The organism is Streptomyces sp. NBC_01264, from assembly GCF_026340675.1.
GTDB lineage: Bacteria > Actinomycetota > Actinomycetes > Streptomycetales > Streptomycetaceae > Streptomyces.
The window spans coordinates 320369-342727 of record NZ_JAPEOX010000003.1 but is presented as its reverse complement, the minus strand read 5'-3'; the positions used below and the strand labels follow the sequence as shown (position 1 = coordinate 342727).

Here is a 22359-nt window from a genome sequence, read left to right as displayed (position 1 = left end):
ACCTGAGCGCTGCGCGCTCAGGACTGAACGGTCTCGCTGCGCTCGCCCGGGCCCTTCGGGCCCAGCTCTCCGCTTCGCTCCGAGCTATGGCTGGCCCTTCGGGCCAGGGTCCTTCGCTGCGCTCCGGACGGCCCGGGAGCTCCGCTTCGCTCCACTCCCGGGCCGGGGGCCGCTTCGCGGCCCCCAAAAGTCCCGCGCTCCGCGCGGGGTGACCCCATTTCACGGGGTCCAGGCCTTCGGCCCGTTGCACGGGGCCTGCTTGGGGGCCAAGGGCCGGCCCTTGGGGCCGGGACTCCTCCGCTTCGCTGCGGAGCAACGGCGGCTTTACAGCTACCGCAGCCCCGCGGAATACGAGATCACCTTGGCTGCCTGACCAGCACACCAAGGGTGTCGGTCAAGCCGGAACAAGCTCAATGAAGAGCTTTGGCTCCATTCGGCTCTGGTTTGGTTTTGCCGAGTCAGAGCCGGCCCTTTGAGTAGATGTTCGTTCGCTTTGCTGTGTACTGGTTTGGTTGTGCTGTGCACGGAAGGTGAGCCAGTTTCACAGCATCTGGGCATTCACTTCGCTACGGTGCTCCAGATCTGGCCTCGAACCGTCGTCGGTGCATAAGACCACTGCTGAACACGGGCCCCGTCCGCACCACTGGAATTCTCTACTTCGAGGAACTTTCCGGTGGCCACGTTCTTCCAGCCGTAATAGTTTGCATCCAAGCCCATGTACTGCCAACGGTGGTGGCTCAGGTTCAGGTTGCAGTCCCACTGCTGGACCTGAGCCCCATTGCTCTTTGAGCCGTTCTCGACTTCGAGGCACTTGCCACTGTTGACATTGACAATCCCGTAGTTCCAGTCGCCAAGCTCAACGAACCTCCACGAGGCCCCACGCTGTCCGACACACATCCACTGCTGGGCATTCGCACCGCTGGCTGAACTGGAGTTGTCAATCTCTAGGCACTTGCCCGAACCGTTGATGATACGGAACGAACCAGAGGTAGGAGGACCAGCGTGGCCTACCCCCGGCAATGCAAGCACCAGTACGGCAGCAGATGCGCTGATCGCAACAACTCTTGAAGACATCTTCAACTCAGAACCTCCAACGGCATTGCAGCGAAAGAGCTGCATCATGATGATCTTGGCAACGCCAAGCTTGGCAAGCTGCGCTGCTTGGCGGAAAACATGATCATACCCATGTTGATCTAGGTATCCCCACCCCCCAAATACCCAAGCCTGCAACCCGGATGTCACCGAGGGTCACCAGCTTGGCCATGGGCGTCCTGCGCTTCGTTTGGGGCAAGGCATCGACTTGGTCGGTTCCTTGTCCTCAGGGACCGCCTTGCGGCGCAAGGTCGACCTTTTAGGCAGGGGCTCCTCTGCTTCGTAGCCTCACTGTGTGGGCCAGAGAGAGGTCCCTTGCTCTGCTACGAGGGCAGGACTGATTTGCACCCCACTGCTGGGCCTATAGATCCGAAACGGCTCTACAGCGTTGCAGGGCAGCAGCCACTCCGGGATCTGGGAGAGTGAGGAGCTCAGAGGGTTGCTGACCTGGGGTTTTGTGGCTGGGTTCAACGGCGTTAACGCTGAGGCTGCTGTGGGGTGTTAACGGCGTTAAGGGTTGGGAGCGGGGTGTGCTTCAAAATGATAGGTGGATAGAGATGGGAATCAGTCAGATTCTGCGGGGTTGTGGCTGAGGAGCGAGGGGTTCCGGTGGGGTGGCGGGGGTCTGGGAGGGGGCGGTTTTGAGGGCCATCGTGAGATCTTGCGTGCCGGTTGAGACGGCGTTGAAAGTCTTGGCGGGAGCGTCCACCGGCCTATAGAAGGTACGGAGATGCGTCGTTGCAGGTCAGGGGGGGTCTGATAGAAAAGATATGTCCCCTCAGTAGGGACATATCTCGGGGGTTGTGTCGCTGCTAGGGGGACACAACGGCTGCAAAATGTCAGTGGTGCTGACGTAAAAAGCGCTAAAACGTCGGGGGGGCTGACGTATTGGGGGAGATCTGCCGGCTAACTGGTGGTGAGGCGGGTGGGGTTGGCCGGGGAGGGTCGGGAGGGGGGTCCGGGGAGGGTGTGGCTGAGATATGTCACCTGTGAGGGGACACAAGACACGCCGAACGTCAACGAGCGTGACACTTGTGTCACGCTTGTTGACATACTGATCTCCGCAGATCAACGGAGTGGAGAGCAGCCTCGTGTCATCAGAGCCACAGCGCCGCCGGGGCAATCCGGTAGGGACCCCGCGTCCTGATCTGCCGGTGGACGATGCGATCTCTGCGTGGAGTCAGCCCCTGGCTCCGGTCAAGGATCTGGACAGCCTCGCGAAGCGGTACCCCACGCGGAAGCTGACCTTGGACGGCGAGCGCAAGCCGCTGGAGTTCTACGGGACCGAGAATCAGCCGAATGCGTTCTCGATGGACAGCCTCGAGTTCTTCCTCGTGATCGCCCAGTACTTCCGCGAAGCGCTGCCTCTGCGGCTGATCCTGCTGCTCATCGCCTGCCAGCGGGCGGGGGGGCGGATTCCACTTACCCAGGAGGAGATGGCTACCATCCTGGATGTCAGCCGGACGAAGACGTCGGAAGCTCTGCACACGGTGATGTCTCATGGGATCGTCTTCAAGGTGCGGCGGGGTGTGTATCAGTTCAACCCGCCCTACAGTTACCGGGTGGCGGAGTTCATCCCGGGTACCGAGATGACGGGTGAGTTCGTGAAGGTGGAGCAACACGGGACCATCTCGCAGATTCGTAGCGATACGAGCCTGCCGGACTTGGTGCGCTTCCCCTCGCTGGACCACATGAGGCAGGCCATCGCGGAACTGCGGGCCGAACGGGCAAGAGAGCGCGCTGCGCGTCGGGTGAGCCGGACGAAGCGCACGGGAGAAGGGACGGCTCAGTGAGCACCTTGCGATTCGCCGCGGTCAATGCCGACGGGCTGCTCTCCGACCTCGACCTGCCTCCGGCGGCGTACCGGGTGCTGCTGAAGCTCCGTTCGCTCAGTGAGCCGGGCGGGCGGATCCTCATCGACCAGGCGACGGTCGGCGGGATGCTGGATCTGAGCCGGCCGAGCGTGAACGCCGCGCTGCGGAGCCTGGAGCTGGCGAAGTTGGTCAGGAAGATCCGTAACGGGGTCTATCAGATCAACCCGATGCTCGCCGGGTACACCTCGTTCGAGGATGCGGTCGCGGCCGTGAACGAGATGGACGCGGAGGAGAGGCTGGACGCGCGGGGTTATGTGGCCAGCTATCACCGGGCGGTGGCGGCGTATCAGGACCAGCTCGCCGAACAGCGCAAGAAGCGGGCGGCTCAGGCCGTCGCGAAGAAGGCGGCTGAATCGAAGCGGCGTAGGGCGCTGCACGCGGTTGGCTGAGTAAGTGGTGTTTGTAGGGCTTCTGAGGGGTGCTCAGGGGCTTGTGGGGGCCCCGGAGTACTCCGGGGCCCTTTGTCGTGTTTGAGGGGCTCAGGGGGGCTTGCAGGGGGCCGGGGGTGTGAGGGGCGGCGTCCCGTCCTGGGGCGGGTTGGGAAGTGGACGTCCAATCCGGCCACTACGCCTGCGCCGCCGTTGACGAGTGCGGGCTGCGCGCTCTGGGTGAACCGCGCGAACGTGGCCGCCTGACGGGTGACCAGAGCGGCTCCGGGGACGGCGGAGTGGGCGTCGGCCATGGCGTTGTCGCGGGGCCCACCGAGTCGGTCAGCCGGCCTTCTGGTCGGGGTGCTCGGCTTCGGCGAGTGAGCCGAGCATGCGGTGGGCCACGGCCTCGGGGTGTGGGTGTAGCTCTTCGAAGTGTTGTGCCAATTCGTCGTGCTCGGACCTGGCTGGGGAAGGGCGTTGTCCGGGCTTCTAGAAGTTGAGCTCCACGTAGTCGATGTCGGTGAACTCGACGAGGAGGCCCTGGGCGCGGGCGCCGTTGTCCTTGAAGTAGATCTCCTGGAGCCCTTCGGCGGTGATGCTGCGGAGCTGGGCTTCGGTGGCTCCGGCCTCGTAGGCGCTGAAGAGGCGGGAGGCGTACTCCGGGGGGAGGTGCTGGGTGATGCGTCGCATCCGGCCGTCGTCGGTGGTGCCGGGGGCGGCGCTGAAGCCGAAGCGGGCGCGGGTCTCGATGACCAGTCCGGTCTGCTTCGCGGCCTTGTCGCGGGCGCGCTTGCGGACGAGGGGCTGCCAGCGGCGGCGGACCTCGCGCTCCAGGCGGGCGGCGAGTTCCGGCTTGGGCCGCTTGATCTGGTCCTTCACGTACCGCTCGACGGTGCGCCGGGAGATGGCGAGGAGGTCCGCCACGGCCTTGGTCGATTTGAGCTGTTTGACGAGGTAGCGGATCTGGGCGCCCGCCGATTTGGGGATGGGGCGGGTGAAGTTCTGCTCGTCGGCGCGGTCGAGGCTGTCGCTGATCTCGGACATGGGTGGCTCTTACTCTCCGTCGGCCGCGGCGTCGTGGCCCTTGATGTGGCGGGCGGGGTTGTGTCGTTCGTCGAGCAGCTGAACGGCCCAGAGGAGGGGTTGGGTGCCCTCGTGCTTGACCATGCCGGGGTTGACGCCGAGGCGGAAGCCGCCGGGCAGGGGCTTGCCTTCGGGGGTGCGGGGGAGGAAGTCGAGGGGGCTGGGGCCGTCGGAGAGGTAGACCGCGCAGTCGGAGAGGACCGCAATGGGGTAGAGGTCTGCTGACGTTGCGAGCTTTTGCATCTTGCGGTGCATGTTGACGCGGGCCGTGGAGATGACGGCGGCTCGGATGTCGGGGCGCCAGGTGGGGCGTTCGAGGGCGGGCCAGCTCTCGCCGGGGCGGTAGCCGGCGCCCTGCGGGCGTTCGCGGAGCTTGCCGATGCCGCCCTTGACGGTGGACTTGATCGCGGAGAGGACCGCGGTCTGGGGGAGGGGGTGATCGGGGTCGCCCTTGTACTCCGCCATCGCCTGAAGGAAGGCGGAGTCCGTGAGGGACGCGTGGACGCCGAGTTCGGCCATCGTCGCCATGTAGGCGTCGCGCAGGCGGGTGTACCAGGAGTCGAGGTACGGGCCGTGCTCCGGGCGGAGCCAGGCCTCGGTGGGCCGGACGGTGAGGCCGAGCTCCTGGGCGTAGGCGAGGGTCGGAGTGGCGTACCAGGCGGGGCCGATGGGCGGGCGGCCGTGCGGGGTGAAGGGGCTGGGGAGGCGGGGGTCCATGGCGGTGGCCTGGGCGGAGAGGTCCACGAGCCAGGAGCCGGGGAGCTTCGGGTCGAAGCGGGGGCCGTCGGTGTGGACCGCGGGGCCGGTGCCGACGAGGAGCCGGTTGGCTGCCGCGGCGAAGGCCATGTTCACGTCGATGCCGACGGCGTGGGTGCGGGTGCACTCGGCGTCGGTGAGGAGCTGGGGGTCGCGGATCCAGTCGTACGCCTCCTCGTCGAGAACCTGGTCCGGGGTGCGCTGGTGGGAGCGGGGGTAGAGGGCCGCGACGACCGGGTGCTCGTCGGGGGCCTCCGGGGGAGCGGGGTCGACGGGGCGGGTGAGGGAGCCGGGGACCGGGGCGGAGACCCAGGTGTTCGTGGACTCGTCGCGAGCGGCGCGGGTGGGCGGGCGCAGCGCCGTCATCAGCTCCAGGCCCGAGACGGCCGTGGAGCCGCGGGGGGTGAGGACGCGGGTCGCGTAGGAGGTGAGGAGCTCGGCGAGTTCCGGTGCGGGGAGGTCGGCGGTGTGCTCGCCCCAGGCGCGGGGGTCGAGGGCGCCCCAGGGGAGGATCGCGAACTGGACGCACTGGCGGCCGGTGGTGGGGGTGGCGGGGCGGTAGATGCGGGGCCAGGGGCCGAAGCCGCGGCGGGTCAGCTGCCATTTTGCTTTGGTGAGCTGCTTGATGACCGGGTGGTCGTCGGGGAGGCGTAGGCCGCGGCGGTCTTCCAGGACGAGGGGGAGTCCGAGTGCCTCGGTAGCGGCGGGGGTGAGGACGAGGAGGGGGTCGCCGTCCTTGCCGTTGCGGTGGAGGCGGGGGGAGCGGAGGTCGGCGGCGGGGGAGAGGGCCCATTCGACGAGGGCGGGGAGGGTGGGGGTGGTGGGGGGTGTGAGGACTGTGCCGTGGGCGGCGTGGGCCTTTCCTGTGCCGTCGAGTACGGCTAGGGGGCCGTTGCCCTCCGGGGCGGGGGTGGGGGCGGCTGCACCTGTGCGGGGGGTCGTTCGGGGGGCGGTCGGCTGGGGGTGAGGGGTGGGGGATGCGGCGTGCGGGTGGGTTGGGGGGCCCTGCGGGGCTGCTCCCCTACCCGCCCCTTCCCGAAACTGGGGCTCCGCCCCAGGCCCAGGGTGTGGTGCGGCCTCGGGGCCGGCGTCCACGGTGTGGGGGGTGGAGTTAACGGCGTTAACGCCGTTAACGGGTGCGGTGGGGGTGGGTCCGGCGCCTTCGGCGCGGGCCTGGGCGGTGGCGGGTTGGGGGGACGCGGGCTGTGCTGCGGCGGCCTTCGGTACGGCGACCTGCTCTGCCGCAGGCTGAGGTGCGGCGGCGGGTTGCGGGGTGTTAACGGCGTTAATGGGCCCGCTGGTGGTGTGAGGGGGCGCGGGCTGAGGGGCGGGGGCGTTAACGGCGTTAATGCCGTGGAGGTCTGCCAGGCCGTTGAGGAGGCGGGCGTAGGCGGCGCGCTTGGGAGGGCGCGGGGCCGTGCGGCCGGTCTCCCAGGAGGTGACCGTTTCGCGGCGGACGGCCAGGGCCTGGGCGATCTGGTCCTGGCTCAGGCCCGCGGCCTCGCGGAGGCGCTTGCGCTCGTCCGGGTGCGGGAGGGCGTCTTGTGCTGCGGCCTCTTCCAGCAGGGCATCGACCGCGGCGAAGAGCGAGGTCTGTTCGTTTTCGTGCGCGTTGGGCATGGGCACCTCCAGGTGCAGCTTATGCGAACCGCACCATGGAACGCACGTGAAACACACGTGAAACACACGTGGGGGCGATGGTGGTCCGGCGGCCGGGCCAACGCCCCCTTCGTGTCGGGTGGGTTAGATGCGGGTCAGGAGGAGTTCTGTCACCGCCCTCAGGTCGTCCGGGGTGAGGTGAGCGGTGAGGGCGTCCGCGATCGTGTCCGGGGAGTCCGCCGCGATGGTGATGCGGCGGGGGGACGTGGCGGGGGAGGGGTGGGGCTCGGGGGTGGGGCCCGGGGCCAGGGACGGGGCCGGGCGGGTGCGTTGGCGCGGGGGGTTAACGGCGTTAACGGCTTCCTCCGCCGCGGTCGCCTGGTCCTCCTGGGGGAGGCGGCCGATGCGGCGGGCCGGTTCCACCTTGAGTTCGCCGGTCTCCACCTTGTCCTGGAGCTCCGGGGTGAGGTTGAGCAGGGTCAGGCGCTGGGAGACCCAGGCCGGCGTCTTGCCGAGGCGCTTGGCGACCTGGGCCTGGGAGCCGTGCACCTCGACGAGTTCCTGCAGGGCGCGGGCCTGGTCCATGGGGGCCACGTCGACGCGGTGGACGTTGGCGATGAGCGCCGACTCTAGGATGTCCGCCGCCGAGGAGGCGAGGGAGTCGTTGACGTGGATCTGCATGGTGCGAAGGCCAGCGCGCTGGGCCGCCGCCAGGCGCCGGTTGCCGTCGATGACGACGTACGGGGCGCGGCCCAGGCCATCGGCGTTGCCGGGGTGGGCCTCCATGAAGGCCATGCGGGTGGCGACCGCCAGGGGCTGGAGCTGACCCCGGACGGTGAGGGACGCGGCCAGCTCTTCGAGCTCCGTGAGGTCCTCGCGGAGGTTGAACGGGTTGTGGGCGAGGGCCTCGATCGGGACCTCCGAGGGCGGGACCACGCCGGAGGTGGGGGCGCCGGTGGCTTCGGCGATCGCCGCGCGGCGGGAACTGACGCCGACGGGCTGGGCGCGGGCGAAGGAGCTCGAGACTCCGAGTTTGTCGGCCTTGCTCATGAGATCTCCCTTGCGAGGGCGCGCAGGGCGACGGCTTGCTCGCCCTTGGGCGCGTAGACGAACAGCGGTTGCTTCACGCGGACCGCTTCGCGCTGTTCCTTGAGGTCGGGGACGATCGCCACGACCCGCGGATCCTTTATGTCCATCCAGGCCTGGAGGGAGCTGGTCGCGATGTAGCCGCGGCGGCCGTCGTAGAGGTTGACGACCAGGCCGAGGTAGTCGATGTCGAGGCTGAGGTCGTCGCGGAGGTCGTTGATCTGGGAGGTGAGGAGGTCGTAGGCGTCCGCCGAGGAGTCCTCCGCCTGGACCACGATCAGCGCGCCGGAGGCGCCCGGCTGTTCGGCGTCGCGGCGGCGGCCGTAGTAGATGGCGGCGTCCATGCTGAGGCCGAGGCTCGGCGGGCAGTCGATGAGGATGACGTCGTAGTCGGCCTCGACGGGTGCGAGGGCCCGCTCGAGCGCGGCCTCGCGGGCTCGGACCGTGGAGAGGCGGACGTCGAGGAGGAACGCGTCCGTGCAGGCCGGGAGGATGTGGAGGCGGTCGCCGAAGTGCTCGTCCGGGATGGAGACGATCAGGTCGGCGAGGGGTCCCTTGGCCTCGCCCGCCATGTGGCAGGTGAGGCTGTCTCCGCCGATGGGAAGCGGCTGCCGGCCGAGCTGCTTGGTGAGGTGGCCCTGGGGGTCGAAGTCGACGAGCAGGACGCGCATACCGAGTCCGGGCAGGTCTTCCAGGTCTACGGGCGGGGCGGACGCGGTGGATCCGGTGGACGCGAAGGCGTCCTGGGCCGACTGGTCGCCGTCCTCGGCGGCCGAGAGCCGGGCCAGTTGGCGGGCTACGCGGACCGGGTGGAGGGTGTCGGGGTCCTCCGCGAGGGCTTCGGCGGTGCCGGCGGTGATGGCCGTCTTGCCGACACCGCCCTTCTGGTTGCACACCACGATGCGGCGCACGACCGAGGGTCGCTTCACGGTGGGGGCCGGGTTCATCTCCAGCCACAGGGAGACGGCTTGGGCCAGTCCCTGGATGAGGGAGACGCCGCGGTCCTTGGAGCCGGTGCGGAAGGACTCCCACTGGCCGGCGGGCAGCCAGGTCGAGAAGGATTCGGCGCCGGAGGTGTCGACGGGGGAGGGGGAGGAGGCGAGCGCGCTCCAGTGGGCGATGCCCTGGTGGACGGCGTCCTGGATGTCCACCCGCAGTTGGGCGGTGCGGATCTTGAGCTCCTGGCGCAGCCACGGAGGGAGTTTGGAGACGACCTTCTCACGGTCGTTCGGTGACGAGGGTGAAGTCATGCGAGGGACTTTACTAACGTTCAGGGGTGTTCGTGGGCACCACGCTTGAGTTTTGCTAACGAAGTGGTGTGGATCGGCTGAGAATCGCCTCCTGGGAGGAGGTGGGGCGTTGGCCCGGGGGCGCGTTGGTCTCCGTGGTGGAGGCCGGCGGGCAGGTTCCGGCGCTGGTCCTCGACGGGCTGAGGTTGCTGGGCTGAGCGGGTGGATGGGCGTGCCTAGGCATTAACGGCGTTAACGCCGGGGCGCGGTGTGGGGCTTCGTGGTCTGGTGGTGGGGAGGTGCCCGGGTGGGGGCGCGAGGTATTAACGGCGTTAACGCCGGAGGGTGGAGGCCTCGACGGTGCTGGCCGTGCCGTGTTGGGCGGGGGCATTAACGGCGTTAACGCTCAGGGGGGGGGCGGGTCTCGCGGGTTGGCTGCCGGGAGCATTAACGGCGTTAACGCTGGAGGGGCGTGCGGGCGTACGGCTTGGTGGTGGGGGCGGCATTAACGGCGTTAACGCTGGAGCGGTACAGGGGTTTGGGGTGGGGCCGGGCATTAACGGCGTTAACGTCGGGGCGGTGTGGGGCGGTGGTGGGGGCGGGCGTTAACGGCGTTAATGCTGGAGCCGTGTGGGGGGCTTGGGGTGGGCGCCGGGTATTAACGGCGTCAACGGTGAGGGGTGCGGGCGGTGGGGGTGCCGCCGAGGCTCGGGCTCGGGCGGGCCCCTTTTCGTTCCTTGTGGGACAGATCACTTTGCGTCCTGTCCCACCTTCCGGGGCGCTCGTCTGTCCTATGGACGACACCGTGAAGTGCGGGCGAAGAAGGAGACGGACATGAAGGTTCTACTGGCGGGTGCGAGCGGGGTTCTGGGGCAGAGGGCGGTACGGGCTCTGCGTGCGGCCGGGCATGAGGTCGCCGGTCTTGGGCGGGGCGCGGGGATGGACGTGCGGGCCGACCTGCTCGATCGTGAGGGCCTGCTGCGCGCCGTGAACGGGCTCGGCTTCGACGTGGTGGTGCACGCGGCAACGGCGTTGTCGGGGAAGAGCCTGGCCCGGCACCAGGACATGGCGGGGACCAATGCGCTGCGCACCGAGGGGACCGTCAATCTGCTGGCCGCCACGCGGGAGACCGGGGCGCGGCGGTTCGTCGTGGAGTCGATGATGTTCGGCTACGGGTACGGGGACCACGGCGGGGCCGTGCTCGGTGAGGACGACGGCTTCGGGCCGCAGGGGGCGAACGTCTGGCTGGAGCGGCACGTGGGCGCGATGCGGACCAAGGAGGAGCTGGCCTTCACCGCTGACGGGATCGAGGGGGTGAGCCTGCGCTTCGGGCTCTTCTACGGGGCCGGTGTCACTGATGTCCACGTGGTGCCGATGCTGCGCAAGCGCGCCCTGCCCGTGGTGGCGGCCAAGGGGCGGGCGCTGAGTTGGGTCGACGTGGCCGACGCGGCGAAGGCGGTCGTTGCCGGCGTGGAGTCGGGGCGGCCCGGGCAGGCGTACAACATCGTCGACGACGAACCGCTGGGGTGGGACGCGCACATGCGGGCGGTGGCCGCGGCGTTCGGGGCGCCCGCGCCGATGACCGTACCTCTGTGGGTTCTGAAGCCGGCACCGCTCGCGCACACCATCATGGGGACGGATCTGCGGCTGGCGAACGCCAAGGCTCGGCGTGAGCTTGGCTGGGGCCCCGTGTACGCGAGCAGCGTGGTCGGGGCGGGTGCGCTTGCGGCAGCGTTGTCGATGCCGGGGACGTGCGGCTGAGTTGGGATCGCGCGGAGGGGACCGTACGACGGACCGCGCAGCGGACACGGTCCATGTACGGGCCCGGCGGGCGCGGTTCGCTACCGCGCCGGGGCAACGGGGCGAGGTGACCCGGCGGTCGCCGTACGGGGCGGATCATGTGGCGCGCTGGCTGCTGGGGATGCCGGCCAAGCCCTCGCTGCAAGTGAATCCGGAGGAGGCGGCGGGGCCGGTGGGTTGGGGAACTGGTGAGGGGCCACCGCGTCCGGGGCGTCCGGGATGTGAAATCGCCGTGCGGGGGCGCCGTAGGGCTGTGATCATCATCCGATGATCGATGAGCAGCGGACCCGGCCCGTGCTGGTGGGCGACGAACGGGCGACCTTGACCAGCGTTCTCCAGTGGCAGCGGGACACCCTGATGATGAAGTGCGCCGGGCTGTCGGACGAGCAGCTGCGGCGCAGGGCGGTGGCCCCGTCGGGGCTGAGCCTGCTCGGGCTGGTACGGCATCTCGCGGAGGTCGAGCGCGGCTGGTTCCGCAATGTCGTGGGCGGCGAGGACGTGCGCGGGTACTTCGGGAAGAACGAGGCCGGGGAGTGGGCCGAGTTCGACGTGGACGACGCCGATGTCGCCGGGTCGTTCAAGGTCTGGGAGGACACCTGTGCGCGCTCGCGGGCGATCGTGGACGCGGCCGAGTCCCTGGGCGTGACCGGCTCTTACGGGGACCAGGCCTACTCCCTGCACTACATACTGGCCCACATGATCGAGGAGTACGCCCGGCACAACGGGCACGCGGACCTGCTGCGCGAGGCGATCGACGGGACCACCGGGGAGTAGGGGAGTAGCCGGCGCCCCGGTGGCCTAGGGCGTGTCCGCAATGTCGATCGGTCGTTACTCCGTTCGTGGTGCGACGTCATGAACTGACTGATCAGGCCTGGGATGTCATCGGGCCGTTGCTGGCTCCGCCCCGGATGGGTCGTCCGGTGCGAGACCGGCGTCAGGTCCTCAACGGGATCCTGTGGAAGCTGTCCACGGGTGCGGCCTGGCGGGATCTGCCGGAACGGTATGGGCCGTGGAAGACGGTCTATGAACGGTTCCGCCGCTGGTCAGCCGACGGAACCTGGGACCGGCTCCTGGCCCACGTCCAGCAGCACGCGGATGCGATCGGCGAGGTCGACTGGACGATCGTCTGCGTCGACTCGACGATCGTGCGAGCTCACCAGCACGCAGCCGGGGCCCGAAAAGGGGGCCCTGGACCGGCGAAGCACTCGGACGCTCCCGCGGCGGACTGAGCACGAAAATCCACCTCTCCTGCGACGGGCAGGGCCGGCCTCTCGCGTTCACGATCACCGGCGGGAACGTGAACGACTGCACGCAGTTCGAGCCGGTCATGGCCCGCATCCGCATCAAACGGTGCGGGCCCGGCCGGCCCCGCACCCGGCCGGAGCGGGTGGTCGGCGACAAGGGCTACTCGTCCCGCAAGATCCGCTCCTACCTGCGGCGACGCGGCATCGCCTGCACGATCCCCGAGCGCGTCGACCAGATCAGCGGGCGTATGCGGCGCGGCGAGAGCCTGTGCCGTTTCGACCGTGCGGTCTACCGGCGCCGCAACGTCGTCGAACGCTGCTTCAACCGGCTCAAGCAGAACAAGGCCCTCGCCACCCGCTACGACAAACGAGCCCGCCACTACAAAGCCCTGGTCACCCTTGCCTGCCTACGGCTATGGCTCCCCAACTGACATTGCGGACACGCCCTAGCCCGTCGCCGTCGTGCGGTTCACCGCGTCCAGGGCAGCGGCCCAGGGGAAGTGCGCGGGGGCGTCGGGGCCGGCCGGTCCGGGGACGAATCCGCCTTCGCCGAACAGGACCGAGGCACCGGCGCCGCGCAGGACGGCCAGCGACTGGTCGAACTGCGGGTGGGCGGCGAGGGCTGCGTTCGCGCACGGCATGGTGACGACGGGGGTGCCCTTGCCGATGGCCTCGGCGGCGACCCCGACGACGAACCGGTCCGTCAGGCCGAGGGCCCAAGCGTTGACGGAGTTGAACGTGGCCGGGGCGAAGAGCAGGGCGTCGGCCGTCGGCCAGACGTCGGGCTCGCCGGGCAGTTTGTACTGCCAGCGGACGGGGTGGCCGGTGAGCGCGGCGAGACCGTCGAGGCTGTTGGACAACCAGTGCGCGGCGGTGGGGGTGAGGCCGAGGCAGACGTCCCAGCCCCGGGACTGGGCGTCCTCGATGACATGGGCCACGTCGAAGACGGGCGGGGCGGCGGAGCAGAGCAGGTAGAGGGTCCTCGTCGTGGTCATGCCGCAATGTGATCATATCGCTCGGCCTGAGGTTGACTCAGGTCGCGGCGGTTGCGGTGGTGTAGCCGAGGGGGCCGGACGCGACGAACCCCCGGGACCGGTTCGGTCCGGGGGGGTGTCTCTATGTCCTTCGTCAAGGACGTGGTGCCGGGTATGGGGCTGTTTGGGGTGGTCATGCGGCGGGGGTTCTGGACTCGTAGAAGGTGCCGTCGCGGAGCATGGCGAACAGGACGCTGATGCGTTGGCGGGCGAGGCGGAGGAGGGCCTGGGTGTGGGTTTTCCCGCGGGCTCTTTGTCTGTCGTAGTAGGTGCGGGAGGCCGGGTCGGCGTTCATGCAGGCGAAGGCGGAGAGGAACATGGCGCGTTTGAGCTGCCGGTTTCCGCCTCTGGGTGCGTGTTCGCCGTGGATCGAGGTCCCGGACGACTTCGTCGTCGGCGCGAGCCCGGCGTAGGAGGCGAGGTGGGCGGCGCTGGGGAAACTGGTGCCGTCGCCGACGGTGACCAGCAGGACGGCAGCGGTCCTGACGCCGACTCCCGGCATCGAGGTCAGGACCTGGTGAAGAGGGTGAGCCTCCAGCAGGCTGCTGATCTGCGCTTCCAAGGCCCGGCGCTGGTCGTGAACCGCCGCGAGGGAAGCGGCCAGGGACGGGATCACGATGTCGAGAGTCCCGGTTCCCGGGACCACGACGGTCTGTTCGTCGAGAGCGTCGAAGACCTCGTCGATCAGCCGGACGGCCATCCGCGGGGCCTTCGGGCGGATGAGTTCGACGAGCCTGCGGCGGCCGGCTTTCCGCAGAGCGGCCGGGGATCCGTAGCGTTCGAGGAGCCAGGTGACGGCCCGGTGGTCCAGCCGGGGTCCGAGTACGCGTTCCAGCGAGGGGTGGAACTGGGTGAGCAGGCCGCGTATCCGGTTGCTGGTGCGGGTGGCTTCGGCGGCGAGGTCCTGGTCGAAGCCGGTCAGCACCGTGAGCTCGGCAGTGACCTCGTCGGTCAGCTCCAGCGAACGCAGGACATGGGGCATCGTCCTGGCCGCGTCCGCGATCACCGCCGCGTCCTTCGCGTCCGTTTTCGCCTCGCCCGGATACAGATCAGCGATCCGCCGCATCGCGAGGCCGGGCAGGTAGGCGACTTCGCAGCCCGCGTCCCGGGCGACGGTCAGCGGCAGAGCCCCGATCGATGCGGGCTGGTCCACGATCACCAGCACCGTGCCGAACTTCGCGATCAGCTTGTCGAAGACGGCCCGCAGTCTCGGTTCGCTGTTACTGACTTCAGCTCTTTGGGGTGAATGTTTGCGAAGTCCCTGATGGGTCTGGGTGGGTGGCTGTATCCGTGGTGTGTGAAATATGCGGATGGGGGCGGGCTGACTCCTGCGGGACGTCGGCGCCGGGAGACGGTTCGTATGCAGGCGGCTGAGCTGTTCGAGCAGAAGATCAATCCGTCGGAGGTCGCACGGCGGCTTCGGGTGAGCGTGAAGTCGGCTTATCAATGGCATCAGTTGTGGCGGGATGGTGGTGTTCAGGCTCTGGCCTCCCGCGGTCCGAGCGGTCCACGGTGCCGTCTGTCCCCGCGGTGTCTGGAGAAGCTGGCCGCGTATCTGGAGCAGGGCCCGGCCGCTCATGGCTGGGTGGAGGACCAGGTGTGGACCGCGTCGAGGGTGGCCACGCTGATCGGCCGGAAGTTCCACGTCACCTACAGCGTCTCGGGCGCTACCCGGTTGATGCACCGGCTCGGCTTCAGCCCGCAGGTCCCCGCCCGGCGGGTCGCCGAACGCGATGAGCAGGCCGTGAGTATGTGGCGGGAGGCGACCTGGCCGGAGGTAAAAGGGCGAGGGCGGCCTGCGGGGGCTACGTCTGCTTCGAAGACGAAGCCGGGTTCACCCGCAGGCCGCCCCGGGGGCGTACCTGGGGCCGGCGAGGAGTGACTCCGGTCGTCACCATCAGCGGCCGGCGGTCGGGACGGCTGTCGGTGGCCGGGCTGATCGCGATGCGGCCAGGCTCGAGGACCCGGCTGTGTCACCGCCTACGGACCCATCCCGCGGGCAAGGGAACACGTCGCAGCATGAGCGAGCGGGACTTCATCGCGCTCGTCGACGGAGTCCACCAGCTGGTCAGGGCACCGATCGTGCTGGTCTGGGACCGGCTGAACACCCACGTCTCCCGCAGGATGCGCGACTTCGTCGCCGAGCGTGAATGGCTGACCGTGTTCCTGTTGCCCGCCTACTCACCCGAACTCAACCCAGTCGAGTGGGTATGGGCCCACGTCAAACGCAGCCTCGCCAACCTCGCCGTCATGGCCCTCGACCGCCTCGAAGCCCTCGTCCGCAACCGCCTCAAACGCCTTCAATACCGGCCCCACACCCTCGACGGCTTCATAGCCGGCACCGGCCTGACCCTCGACGCACCACCCTCACCCTGAAAAGCCGAAGTCAGTAGGCATCGGTTTGTCGAAGACCTTCTTGCCCGCCGGCGTCAGACCGTGGCCGTGGTGAGCTGTCTTGCCGACGTCCATACCCAGGAAGACGCCCACATCACCGGTGTCTAACATCGCACCCCTCCCGGGTGGTTGACCTGGCCGGCCTCGGCGTTGGCACCGTGCTCGCGCATCCACGTTATGCAGACCTGCCGCCCACGTCTCTGCCCGGCATTGCGCCGGACCGGGCGGTGGCCGGGTCTCTCATCAGCATCTCCGACGGCACCCCACGGCCCCGGCGACACCACCCCCCAGGCCATCACTTCGACAGAGGGGACACAGTCATACCGGGCCCGGAGGCCAGCGGCCCCATTGCAGGACCGCGAAAAAGATAACGGGGGGGTGAGCGTGTGGGTCAGCCGTTGGAGACGGTCTGCTGGGCGTTGCCCGCGGTGAACGCGTTGAACGCGCCCGAGAAATCGGTCAGGTCGTCGCCGGCCTGGCCGGGCACCAGGCCCGTGATGTCCTGGGGGACGTCTGCGACGGTGCTGGTGACGGCGTCGGCGAGCGGAGGCTCGGCTGCCATGGCGGGAGCGGCGATGGTGAGGGCGGCGGTACCGGCGAGGAGGGCCGTGGTGACGATGCGCTTGATCATGTCCTGGTGAACGACGTGGTCGGACGGGGGTCACTACGGCCACCCGGTTGCCGGAACTCCGCCTGGGACCCCGGCTAGGAATGCGGCCAGGACTCCGGCTGGAGCTTCGTGAGGAATGCGGACAGCAGGGAGTGCACGACGGCGGGCCGGTCCAGGTGGACGTCGTGGCCTGAGCCCGGGACGGAGACCGCCGTCGTCACGGTGGACGGGGCGGTCGAGTCGAGCATCCGGACGGACTCCTCGGGCGGGATGATGCCCTTCTCCCCGATGACCAGCAGGGTCGGGCACCGGACCGCGCGCCACTCGGGCCACCAGTCGCGGGTGCTGTTCTCGGCGATGGCCCCGACCATCACCGAGCGCTCGAAGCGCGGGTACCAGCCGTCCGCGCGCTGCTCCAGGCCGGCCGCCCAGGCCTCGCCGTTCAGCCCCTGACCGGTGAGGAAGGTGCGCGCCCCGGCGAGGGTGGGGAACGGGAGCGGCCAGGAGTCCAGCCAGCCGCCGATCTCCTCCGGGGTGCCCGGGTCGGCCCGGGCGGGGCCTGCCTCGACCAGCACGAGGCCCCGTACGAGATCCGGGTGCGCGGCGGCCGTGAGCATCGCGGTGTGTCCGCCGAGCGACTGGCCCACCAGCACCGGGCGGTGCAGGCCGAGCTGCTCGCAGACGGCGCGCACGTCCGCCACGTACGCGGCGCGGGAGACGTCCGCGGGGCGGCGCTCGCTGGCTCCGTGACCGCGCTGGTCCACCGCCACCACGCGGTGGTGCGCGGCCAGGTGCGCGGCGGCGGCGTCCCATTCGCCCGCGTGGCCCGCGAGGCCGTGGAGGAGGACGACGGGGGGTGCGGAGGTGGGGTGGGGGGAGTTCCAGTCACGGCAGATCAGGCGGACGCCGGCCCGGGCGACGGCGCGTTCGGTCCACATCATGTGAAGAGCATCCGATATTTATGGGGTGGGGCCGATGAGTTTTCGTGGCGGTCCCGGTCTACCCCTCGTACGTCGCATCGTGTGCACCAGAAGGAAGAGGATCGTCATGACCGAGCCGGTGAAGGGCCCCGCCAGTTACTTCCCTTCCATCGAGAAGAAGTACGGCCGTCCGATCGCGGAGTGGCAGGAGCTCATCCGTGCCTCGCCGCTGACCAAGCACATGGAGCTCGTCGGCTGGCTCAAGACCGAGCACGGGCTCGGGCACGGACACGCCAACGCGCTCGTGAAGCACACGCTCGCCGAGTAGTGCCGAGTAGTGCCGAGTAGTGCCGAGGAGGAGCGGGGCTGCTCGGGGCCGGGTGGGCACGGGCGTGGACGCAGGCGTATGTGGTTGAGCTTCTCGGCGATGTTCCGTCTCAGGCCGGGGGAGTTGAGTGGTCCCCATGACGAAGACGACGCAGCAGACGCAGAACGACATCGACCTCCGCACGCTGGTCATCGGCGGCACGGGCAAGACGGGTCGGCGTGTGGCCGAGAAGCTCACCGCCCTGGGCCGCCCGGTCCGCATCGGGTCGCGCTCCGGTGATCCGGCCTTCGACTGGAACGAGCCCGCGAGCTGGGGACCGGTCCTGGAGGGCGTGGACCGGGCGTACGTCACGTACTACCCCGATCTCGGTTTCCCCGGCGCCGCCGAGCACGTCGGAGCCTTCGCCCGGGCGGCGGTGGCCGCCGGGGTACGCCGGCTGGTGCTGCTCTCGGGGCGCGGCGAGGAGGCGGCGCAGCGGAGCGAGGAAGCGCTGAAGGAGTCCGGGGCCGACTGGACGGTGGTGCGCGCGGCCTGGTTCAACCAGAACTTCGACGAGAGCTTCTTCCTGGAGCCGGTGCTTGCCGGTGAGATCGCCCTGCCGACGGCCGACGCCGTCGAGCCGTTCGTCGACGCGGAGGACATCGCCGACGTGGTGGTCGCCGCGCTGACCGGGGACGACCGGCACATCGGGCGTACCTACGAGCTCTCCGGCCCGCGGCTGCTCAGCTTCTCCGATGTCGCGGCCGAGCTGTCGAAGGCGACCGGGCGCGAGATCTCGTACGTACCGGTCTCGGACGGGTACTACCGGGCGGTGCTGCGGGAGAACGGGCTGCCGGAGGAGTTCGCGGATCTCTTCACGCTGATCCTGGACGGGCGCAACGCGCACCTCGTGGACGGGGTCGAGGAAGTGCTGGGCCGCAAGCCGCGGGACTTCTCGGACTTCGCTCGGGAGGCGGCGGCCCGCGGGGTCTGGGACGTGTAGGGAGTGGGCGGGCGGGCGGGGAGTGAGTGGGTTGGGAGTGGGCGGCGGCCGGGGGACGGGTGGGTTGGGAGTGGGCGGGCCGGGAACCGGTGGGGAGAATGGGCCGATGGATACGCTGACGGCTCTGCTCGAAGGCCCCAAGGCCCAATCGGCCTTCCTCATCAAGTGCGTGTTCAACCCGCCCTGGTCGGTCCGGATCGAGGACCGGGCCCCGCTGTCGGTGATGACGATGGTGCACGGATCGGCCTGGCTGATGCCCGACGACGGCGAGCCGGTGCTCGTCACGCCGGGTGAGGCGGCTCTGGTGCGGGGGCCGGTTCCGTACACCATCGCCGATGTCCAGGACACGCCCCTGCAGATCAGGGTGGGTCCGGACCAGCGGTGCAGCAGGGTCGACAGCGGTGAGGACGTGTCGGACTCCATGGCCCTCGGGGTACGGACCTGGGGGGCGGCGGAAGGGTCGGCGGTGATGCTGAGCGGCACCTACCAGCATCCGGGCGAGATCGGCAGCCGCCTGCTCAATGCGCTTCCGCGGGTGCTGGCCGGTCCGGTGGACCCCGCGCTGGTCGGGCTGCTGGGCGTGGAGATCTCCCGTACGGAACCGGCCCAGGAGCTCGTCCTGAACCGGATCCTGGACCTGCTGCTGATCGGCGTCGTACGCGGCTGGCTCGCGGACCGGGGTGGCGCGGAGAACGACCCGGTCACCGGACCGGCACTGCGGCTGCTGCACGAGAACCCCGCCCACGGCTGGACCGTGGAGTCGCTGGCACGCAAAGTCGGCGTCTCGCGGGCCGCGTTGGCCCGCCGCTTCACCGAACTGGTCGGCGAGCCACCGATGTCCTACCTCACGGGGTGGAGGCTGGCGCTGGCGGCGGACCTGTTGCGCGACCCTTCCACGACGCTCGCCTCGGCCGCCCACCAGGTCGGCTACAGCTCGGCGTTCGCGCTCTCGACGGCCTTCAAGCGGGTACGGGGGATCAGCCCGCGGGAGTACCGGGCGGGGGCGGCGGCCGCGGGTTAGAGGGGTGCGGAGATTCAGTGGGTGCGGAGGTGGATTCACTGGCCGGACGGCACGGGTGATGGCACGATCGACAGCCGTCGGGAGGCGGTGGGAGCCTCCCGGGTTCGGAATGCGGCGTACACGCGTACACGTACATCCATGCATACGGGGGGCACAGCTGATGGGATCCAACGGCACCAGACTCTCCACCGCACTGCTCGTCCTGTCGACCGTACTGGTCGGCCTGATGGCGGGGCTCTTCTTCGCCTTCGACGTCTCGGTGATGCCGGGACTGGCGAAGACCGACGACCGTACGTACGTCACGGCGATGCAGAGCTTCAACGCCGTCATCGACGGCAATCCGCTCTTCGGGACGGTGTTCGTCGTCGCGCTGCTCGCCGCCTTCGCCGCGGCGTTCGTCGAGGCGAGGGCGGGGCGCCGCGCGGTCGCGTTGTGGGCCTCGCTGGCCGCGGCGGCGTACCTCGTCGTCCTCGTCGTCACCTTCGTCGTCAACATTCCGCTCAACAATGAACTCGCTGACCTGGGAGATGCTGCGAAGCTGACCGACTTCTCGGTCGTGGAGAAGTTCAAGGGCACCTGGGAGACGGCGAACATCGTGCGCACCCTGCTCTGCACGGCGGCGCTGACCGCCCTGGCGCGGGCGCTCGTCCTGTACGGGCGGGCCGCGGGTGCGTCGGCGGCGACCGGGGCGCCCGGGGCGTCCGGGGGTGGCCAGGGCCGGGCGCTGAGGGGCTAGGCGGCCACCAGGAGAGCCCAGGACTGGCAGGCCAGGGCCGCCGTGCACAGGGCGGTACGCCAGCGGTTGGCGGGTACCCACTTCTTCTCGAACGCGGTGCGCACGGCGGCCGGATCCGCGATCCGTTCGGCGGGGCCGGCCGCCTCCAGGGCGTTGTTGAGCGGGATGTTCACCCGGCCGGTGACCGCGACGGCGAGCACGTAGAGAACGAGGGCGCCCGCCAGCGCGGGGACCGGAGCGTGCTCGCCGGCGGGCAGGTGCAGGGCCAGTGCGAGGGCGGTGAACAGGAGCGCGCCCAGGAAGCCCAGCAGGAACCAGCCGTTGATGATCGAGGTGTTCACGCGCTGCATGACGGAGACGAGGGTCCGGTCGTCGGAGCGCTTCAGAGCCGGCATCACCGCGACGTCGAAGGCGAAGAAGAGGCCCGCCATCAGGCCGGTGGTGAGCGTCGCGGCGACGAGGGCGGCGACCCGTGCGATGTCCATAAGGCCTGTCTATGTCCTACCCCGTCGTTCTGTCCATGGTGGAGCGAAGATCGAGTCGGCCATGGTGGAGTGGGTGCCGATGAGAGCAGGCCGGAAAGGCTCGTGGTCGTGGTCGGCGGGCGGGGTACCCTCCGGCTGGAGACTGATTTCGGATGATGACTTCCGCCATGCGGAAGTCTGGTCCGGAGCTTTGAGCCGCATCTCGGGGCCGGTCCCCACATCGAGACCTGGAGGAACAGACCGTGACGGACCCCAAGGACCCGCAGGGCAGGCTGGACGCGCTGCGCGCCGACATCGAGCGCCGCAACCCCGCCCAGCCCGAGTTCCACCAGGCCGTACGGGAGGTCCTGGACAGCCTGGCCCCCGTGTTCGCGGCACGTCCCGAGTACGCGGAGCCGGCCGTGGCCCTGCTGGAGCGGCTCACCGAGCCGGAGCGGCAGATCATCTTCCGGGTGCCGTGGCAGGACGACCGTGGCCGCGTCCACGTCAACCGTGGCTACCGCGTGGAGTTCAACAGCGCGCTCGGCCCGTACAAGGGCGGCCTGCGCTTTCACCCGTCGGTGGACATCGGTGTGGTGAAGTTCCTCGGCTTCGAGCAGATCTTCAAGAACGCGCTGACGGGCCTCGGCATCGGCGGCGGCAAGGGCGGCAGCGACTTCGCCCCCCACGGGCGGTCGGACGCGGAGGTCATGCGCTTCTGCCAGTCCTTCATGACCGAGCTCTACCGTCACATCGGCGAGCACACGGATGTCCCCGCGGGCGACATCGGCGTCGGCGGCCGCGAGATCGGGTACCTCTTCGGCCAGTACCGGCGCATCACCAACCGCTGGGAGGCCGGCGTCCTGACCGGCAAGGGCCAGGGCTGGGGCGGATCGCTGATCCGTCCCGAGGCCACGGGCTACGGCAGCGTGCTGTTCGCCGCCGAGATGCTGGCGGTCAAGGGCCTGTCGCTCGACGGGCTGACGGCCGTCGTCTCCGGCTCGGGCAACGTGGCCCTGTACACGATCGAGAAGCTGCAGCAGCTCGGTGCGAACCCGCTGACGGCGTCCGACTCGCAGGGCTACGTGATCGACGAGAAGGGCATCGACCTCGCGCTGCTGAAGCAGATCAAGGAGGTCGAGCGCGGGCGCGTGAGCGAGTACGCGCAGCGTCGCGGCCCGTCGGCGCGGTTCGTGCCGGGCGGGCGCGTGTGGGACGTGGCGGCGGAGGTCGCCTTCCCGTCGGCCACGCAGAACGAGCTGACCGCCGATGACGCGCGGACACTGATCGCGAACGGGGTCAGGGCGGTGTCGGAGGGCGCGAACATGCCGACCACGCCGGAAGCGGTTCACCTGCTGCAGGCGGCCGGGGTGTCCTTCGGGCCGGGCAAGGCGGCGAACGCGGGCGGGGTCGCGGTCAGCGCGCTGGAGATGGCGCAGAACGCGGGGCGCGTGGCGTGGAGCGCGGAGCGGGTCGAGTCGGAGCTGGCGGGGATCATGCGGGACATCCACGCGGTGTCGTACGCGACCGCCGAGCGGTACGGCTCCGCCGGGGACTATGTGGTCGGGGCGAACATCGCGGGGTTCGAGCGGGTGGCGGACGCGATGCTGGCGCAGGGGCTGATCTGACGCGTTGACGCGCGGATGGGGGATGGGCTGGGTTGGGGGCGCTGCGCGGTTTGGGTCGCGCTGCGCGGAAGTGTTCCCTACCCGCCCTTCCTCCGTTCCCCGGGCTGC

General features: G+C 69.5%; 21 protein-coding genes and 2 pseudogenes. 12 read left to right on the top strand and 11 right to left on the bottom strand.

Annotation, left to right across the window (positions count from 1 at the left end; translation table 11 throughout):
- Positions 1-558: 558 nt before the first annotated feature.
- Entirely contained in the window at positions 559-1242 is a 684-nt protein-coding gene (locus tag OG435_RS45405) for an RICIN domain-containing protein (RefSeq protein WP_266887140.1), read from the bottom strand.
- 1004 nt (positions 1243-2246) lie between these two features.
- On the opposite strand from OG435_RS45405, the gene OG435_RS45400 reads away from it, so the two are divergent.
- Both OG435_RS45400 and OG435_RS45395 read left to right on the top strand, forming a co-directional pair.
- Positions 2247-2885 (top strand): hypothetical protein, encoded by a 639-nt coding sequence (locus OG435_RS45400; RefSeq protein WP_239516702.1) that lies wholly within the window; start codon positions 2247-2249, stop codon positions 2883-2885.
- Positions 2882-3355 (top strand): MarR family transcriptional regulator, encoded by a 474-nt coding sequence (locus tag OG435_RS45395; RefSeq protein ID WP_250744360.1) that lies wholly within the window; start codon positions 2882-2884, stop codon positions 3353-3355. Before OG435_RS45400 ends, OG435_RS45395 begins: the two co-directional genes overlap by 4 nt.
- A 471-nt stretch (positions 3356-3826) precedes the next feature.
- On the opposite strand, the gene tpg is transcribed toward OG435_RS45395, so the two are convergent.
- From tpg to OG435_RS45375, 4 genes are all read right to left on the bottom strand, one after another.
- Complete coding sequence (gene tpg / locus OG435_RS45390) at positions 3827-4381, bottom strand: telomere-protecting terminal protein Tpg (RefSeq protein WP_266887134.1); 555 nt, start codon at positions 4379-4381, stop codon at positions 3827-3829.
- A gap of 9 nt (positions 4382-4390) precedes the next feature.
- The gene (gene tap, locus OG435_RS45385) at positions 4391-6796 is read right to left on the bottom strand and encodes a telomere-associated protein Tap (protein ID WP_266887132.1); all 2406 of its coding nucleotides are present in this window, start codon (positions 6794-6796) and stop codon (positions 4391-4393) included.
- 123 nt (positions 6797-6919) lie between these two features.
- Positions 6920-7825 carry a ParB/RepB/Spo0J family partition protein gene (locus OG435_RS45380; RefSeq protein ID WP_266887130.1) on the bottom strand — a complete coding sequence of 302 codons (906 nt, stop codon included), beginning with the start codon at positions 7823-7825 and terminating at the stop codon, positions 6920-6922.
- A complete protein-coding gene (locus OG435_RS45375; RefSeq protein WP_266887128.1) occupies positions 7822-9111 on the bottom strand; it encodes a ParA family protein in 1290 nt (429 codons plus the stop codon). Before OG435_RS45375 ends, OG435_RS45380 begins: the two co-directional genes overlap by 4 nt.
- 68 nt (positions 9112-9179) lie before the next feature.
- Here OG435_RS45375 and OG435_RS45370 point away from each other — a divergent pair, with 68 nt between their 5' ends.
- The 4 genes and pseudogenes from OG435_RS45370 (at position 9180) to OG435_RS45355 (ending at position 12565) form a co-directional block, all read left to right on the top strand.
- Positions 9180-9308: a hypothetical protein gene (locus tag OG435_RS45370; RefSeq protein WP_266887125.1), complete on the top strand. Its 129-nt coding sequence runs from the start codon at positions 9180-9182 to the stop codon at positions 9306-9308.
- A 616-nt stretch (positions 9309-9924) separates the two neighbouring features.
- Complete coding sequence (locus tag OG435_RS45365) at positions 9925-10851, top strand: NAD-dependent epimerase/dehydratase family protein (RefSeq protein WP_266887123.1); 927 nt, start codon at positions 9925-9927, stop codon at positions 10849-10851.
- A gap of 306 nt (positions 10852-11157) precedes the next feature.
- Entirely contained in the window at positions 11158-11664 is a 507-nt protein-coding gene (locus OG435_RS45360) for a DinB family protein (protein WP_266887120.1), read from the top strand.
- A gap of 68 nt (positions 11665-11732) precedes the next feature.
- Positions 11733-12565, top strand: a pseudogene (locus OG435_RS45355) (IS5 family transposase).
- Positions 12566-12580: 15 nt separating this feature from the next.
- Here the strand turns inward: OG435_RS45355 and OG435_RS45350 are convergent.
- Both OG435_RS45350 and OG435_RS45345 read right to left on the bottom strand, forming a co-directional pair.
- Positions 12581-13129 (bottom strand): flavoprotein, encoded by a 549-nt coding sequence (locus OG435_RS45350; RefSeq protein WP_266887118.1) that lies wholly within the window; start codon positions 13127-13129, stop codon positions 12581-12583.
- Positions 13130-13301: 172 nt separating this feature from the next.
- A pseudogene (locus tag OG435_RS45345) lies at positions 13302-14390 on the bottom strand (IS110 family transposase); the annotation flags it as partial.
- Positions 14391-14465: 75 nt separating this feature from the next.
- Here OG435_RS45345 and OG435_RS50865 point away from each other — a divergent pair.
- Positions 14466-15544 (top strand): IS630 family transposase gene (locus OG435_RS50865; RefSeq protein WP_430625547.1). Its coding sequence is split into 2 segments (ribosomal slippage): positions 14466-14967 and positions 14967-15544, totalling 1080 coding nucleotides; the frame shifts between segments, so codons are not numbered across the junction.
- Here OG435_RS50865 and OG435_RS45330 read toward each other — a convergent pair.
- The 3 genes from OG435_RS45330 to OG435_RS45320 form a co-directional block, all read right to left on the bottom strand.
- Entirely contained in the window at positions 15536-15673 is a 138-nt protein-coding gene (locus OG435_RS45330) for a hypothetical protein (protein WP_266887116.1), read from the bottom strand. The genes OG435_RS50865 and OG435_RS45330 overlap by 9 nt on opposite strands.
- Positions 15674-15953: 280 nt before the next feature.
- Positions 15954-16193 (bottom strand): hypothetical protein, encoded by a 240-nt coding sequence (locus tag OG435_RS45325; protein ID WP_266887114.1) that lies wholly within the window; start codon positions 16191-16193, stop codon positions 15954-15956.
- A gap of 74 nt (positions 16194-16267) precedes the next feature.
- Positions 16268-17113, bottom strand: a complete 846-nt coding sequence (locus OG435_RS45320; RefSeq protein WP_266887112.1) for an alpha/beta fold hydrolase — start codon at positions 17111-17113, stop codon at positions 16268-16270.
- 106 nt (positions 17114-17219) lie between these two features.
- On the opposite strand from OG435_RS45320, the gene OG435_RS45315 reads away from it, so the two are divergent.
- The 4 genes from OG435_RS45315 to OG435_RS45300 all read left to right on the top strand — a co-directional run bounded on the left by OG435_RS45315 (position 17220) and on the right by OG435_RS45300 (position 20159).
- Complete coding sequence (locus OG435_RS45315) at positions 17220-17420, top strand: DUF4287 domain-containing protein (RefSeq protein ID WP_266887110.1); 201 nt, start codon at positions 17220-17222, stop codon at positions 17418-17420.
- Between the two features lie 136 nt (positions 17421-17556).
- Entirely contained in the window at positions 17557-18402 is an 846-nt protein-coding gene (locus OG435_RS45310) for an NAD(P)H-binding protein (RefSeq protein ID WP_266887108.1), read from the top strand.
- A gap of 106 nt (positions 18403-18508) precedes the next feature.
- Complete coding sequence (locus tag OG435_RS45305; protein WP_266887106.1) at positions 18509-19423, top strand: AraC family transcriptional regulator; 915 nt, start codon at positions 18509-18511, stop codon at positions 19421-19423.
- Positions 19424-19583: 160 nt separating this feature from the next.
- On the top strand, positions 19584-20159 hold the full coding sequence (locus tag OG435_RS45300) for an anthrone oxygenase family protein (protein ID WP_266887104.1): 576 nt from the start codon (positions 19584-19586) through the stop codon (positions 20157-20159).
- On the opposite strand, the gene OG435_RS45295 is transcribed toward OG435_RS45300, so the two are convergent.
- Positions 20156-20644: a DUF1772 domain-containing protein gene (locus tag OG435_RS45295; protein ID WP_266887102.1), complete on the bottom strand. Its 489-nt coding sequence runs from the start codon at positions 20642-20644 to the stop codon at positions 20156-20158. The two genes, OG435_RS45300 and OG435_RS45295, sit on opposite strands and share 4 nt — an antisense overlap.
- Positions 20645-20886: 242 nt before the next feature.
- On the opposite strand from OG435_RS45295, the gene gdhA reads away from it, so the two are divergent.
- Positions 20887-22251, top strand: a complete 1365-nt coding sequence (gdhA, locus tag OG435_RS45290; RefSeq protein ID WP_266887099.1) for an NADP-specific glutamate dehydrogenase — start codon at positions 20887-20889, stop codon at positions 22249-22251.
- Positions 22252-22359 lie beyond the last annotated feature (108 nt).

Bases quoted from the DNA above. Each gene is read 5' to 3' on its own strand.
- OG435_RS45380 (WP_266887130.1), bottom strand. From the start codon at position 7,825: ATGAGCAAGGCCGACAAACTCGGAGTCTCGAGCTCCTTCGCCCGCGCC.
- OG435_RS45375 (WP_266887128.1), bottom strand. From the start codon at position 9,111: ATGACTTCACCCTCGTCACCGAACGACCGTGAGAAGGTCGTCTCCAAA.
- OG435_RS45300 (WP_266887104.1), top strand. From the start codon at position 19,584: ATGGGATCCAACGGCACCAGACTCTCCACCGCACTGCTCGTCCTGTCG.
- tpg (WP_266887134.1), bottom strand. From the start codon at position 4,381: ATGTCCGAGATCAGCGACAGCCTCGACCGCGCCGACGAGCAGAACTTC.
- OG435_RS45360 (WP_266887120.1), top strand. From the start codon at position 11,158: ATGATCGATGAGCAGCGGACCCGGCCCGTGCTGGTGGGCGACGAACGG.
- OG435_RS45325 (WP_266887114.1), bottom strand. From the start codon at position 16,193: ATGATCAAGCGCATCGTCACCACGGCCCTCCTCGCCGGTACCGCCGCC.
- OG435_RS45320 (WP_266887112.1), bottom strand. From the start codon at position 17,113: ATGATGTGGACCGAACGCGCCGTCGCCCGGGCCGGCGTCCGCCTGATC.
- OG435_RS45315 (WP_266887110.1), top strand. From the start codon at position 17,220: ATGACCGAGCCGGTGAAGGGCCCCGCCAGTTACTTCCCTTCCATCGAG.
- OG435_RS45295 (WP_266887102.1), bottom strand. From the start codon at position 20,644: ATGGACATCGCACGGGTCGCCGCCCTCGTCGCCGCGACGCTCACCACC.
- tap (WP_266887132.1), bottom strand. From the start codon at position 6,796: ATGCCCAACGCGCACGAAAACGAACAGACCTCGCTCTTCGCCGCGGTC.
- OG435_RS45310 (WP_266887108.1), top strand. From the start codon at position 17,557: ATGACGAAGACGACGCAGCAGACGCAGAACGACATCGACCTCCGCACG.
- OG435_RS45305 (WP_266887106.1), top strand. From the start codon at position 18,509: ATGGATACGCTGACGGCTCTGCTCGAAGGCCCCAAGGCCCAATCGGCC.
- OG435_RS45365 (WP_266887123.1), top strand. From the start codon at position 9,925: ATGAAGGTTCTACTGGCGGGTGCGAGCGGGGTTCTGGGGCAGAGGGCG.
- OG435_RS45350 (WP_266887118.1), bottom strand. From the start codon at position 13,129: ATGACCACGACGAGGACCCTCTACCTGCTCTGCTCCGCCGCCCCGCCC.
- OG435_RS45330 (WP_266887116.1), bottom strand. From the start codon at position 15,673: ATGTTAGACACCGGTGATGTGGGCGTCTTCCTGGGTATGGACGTCGGC.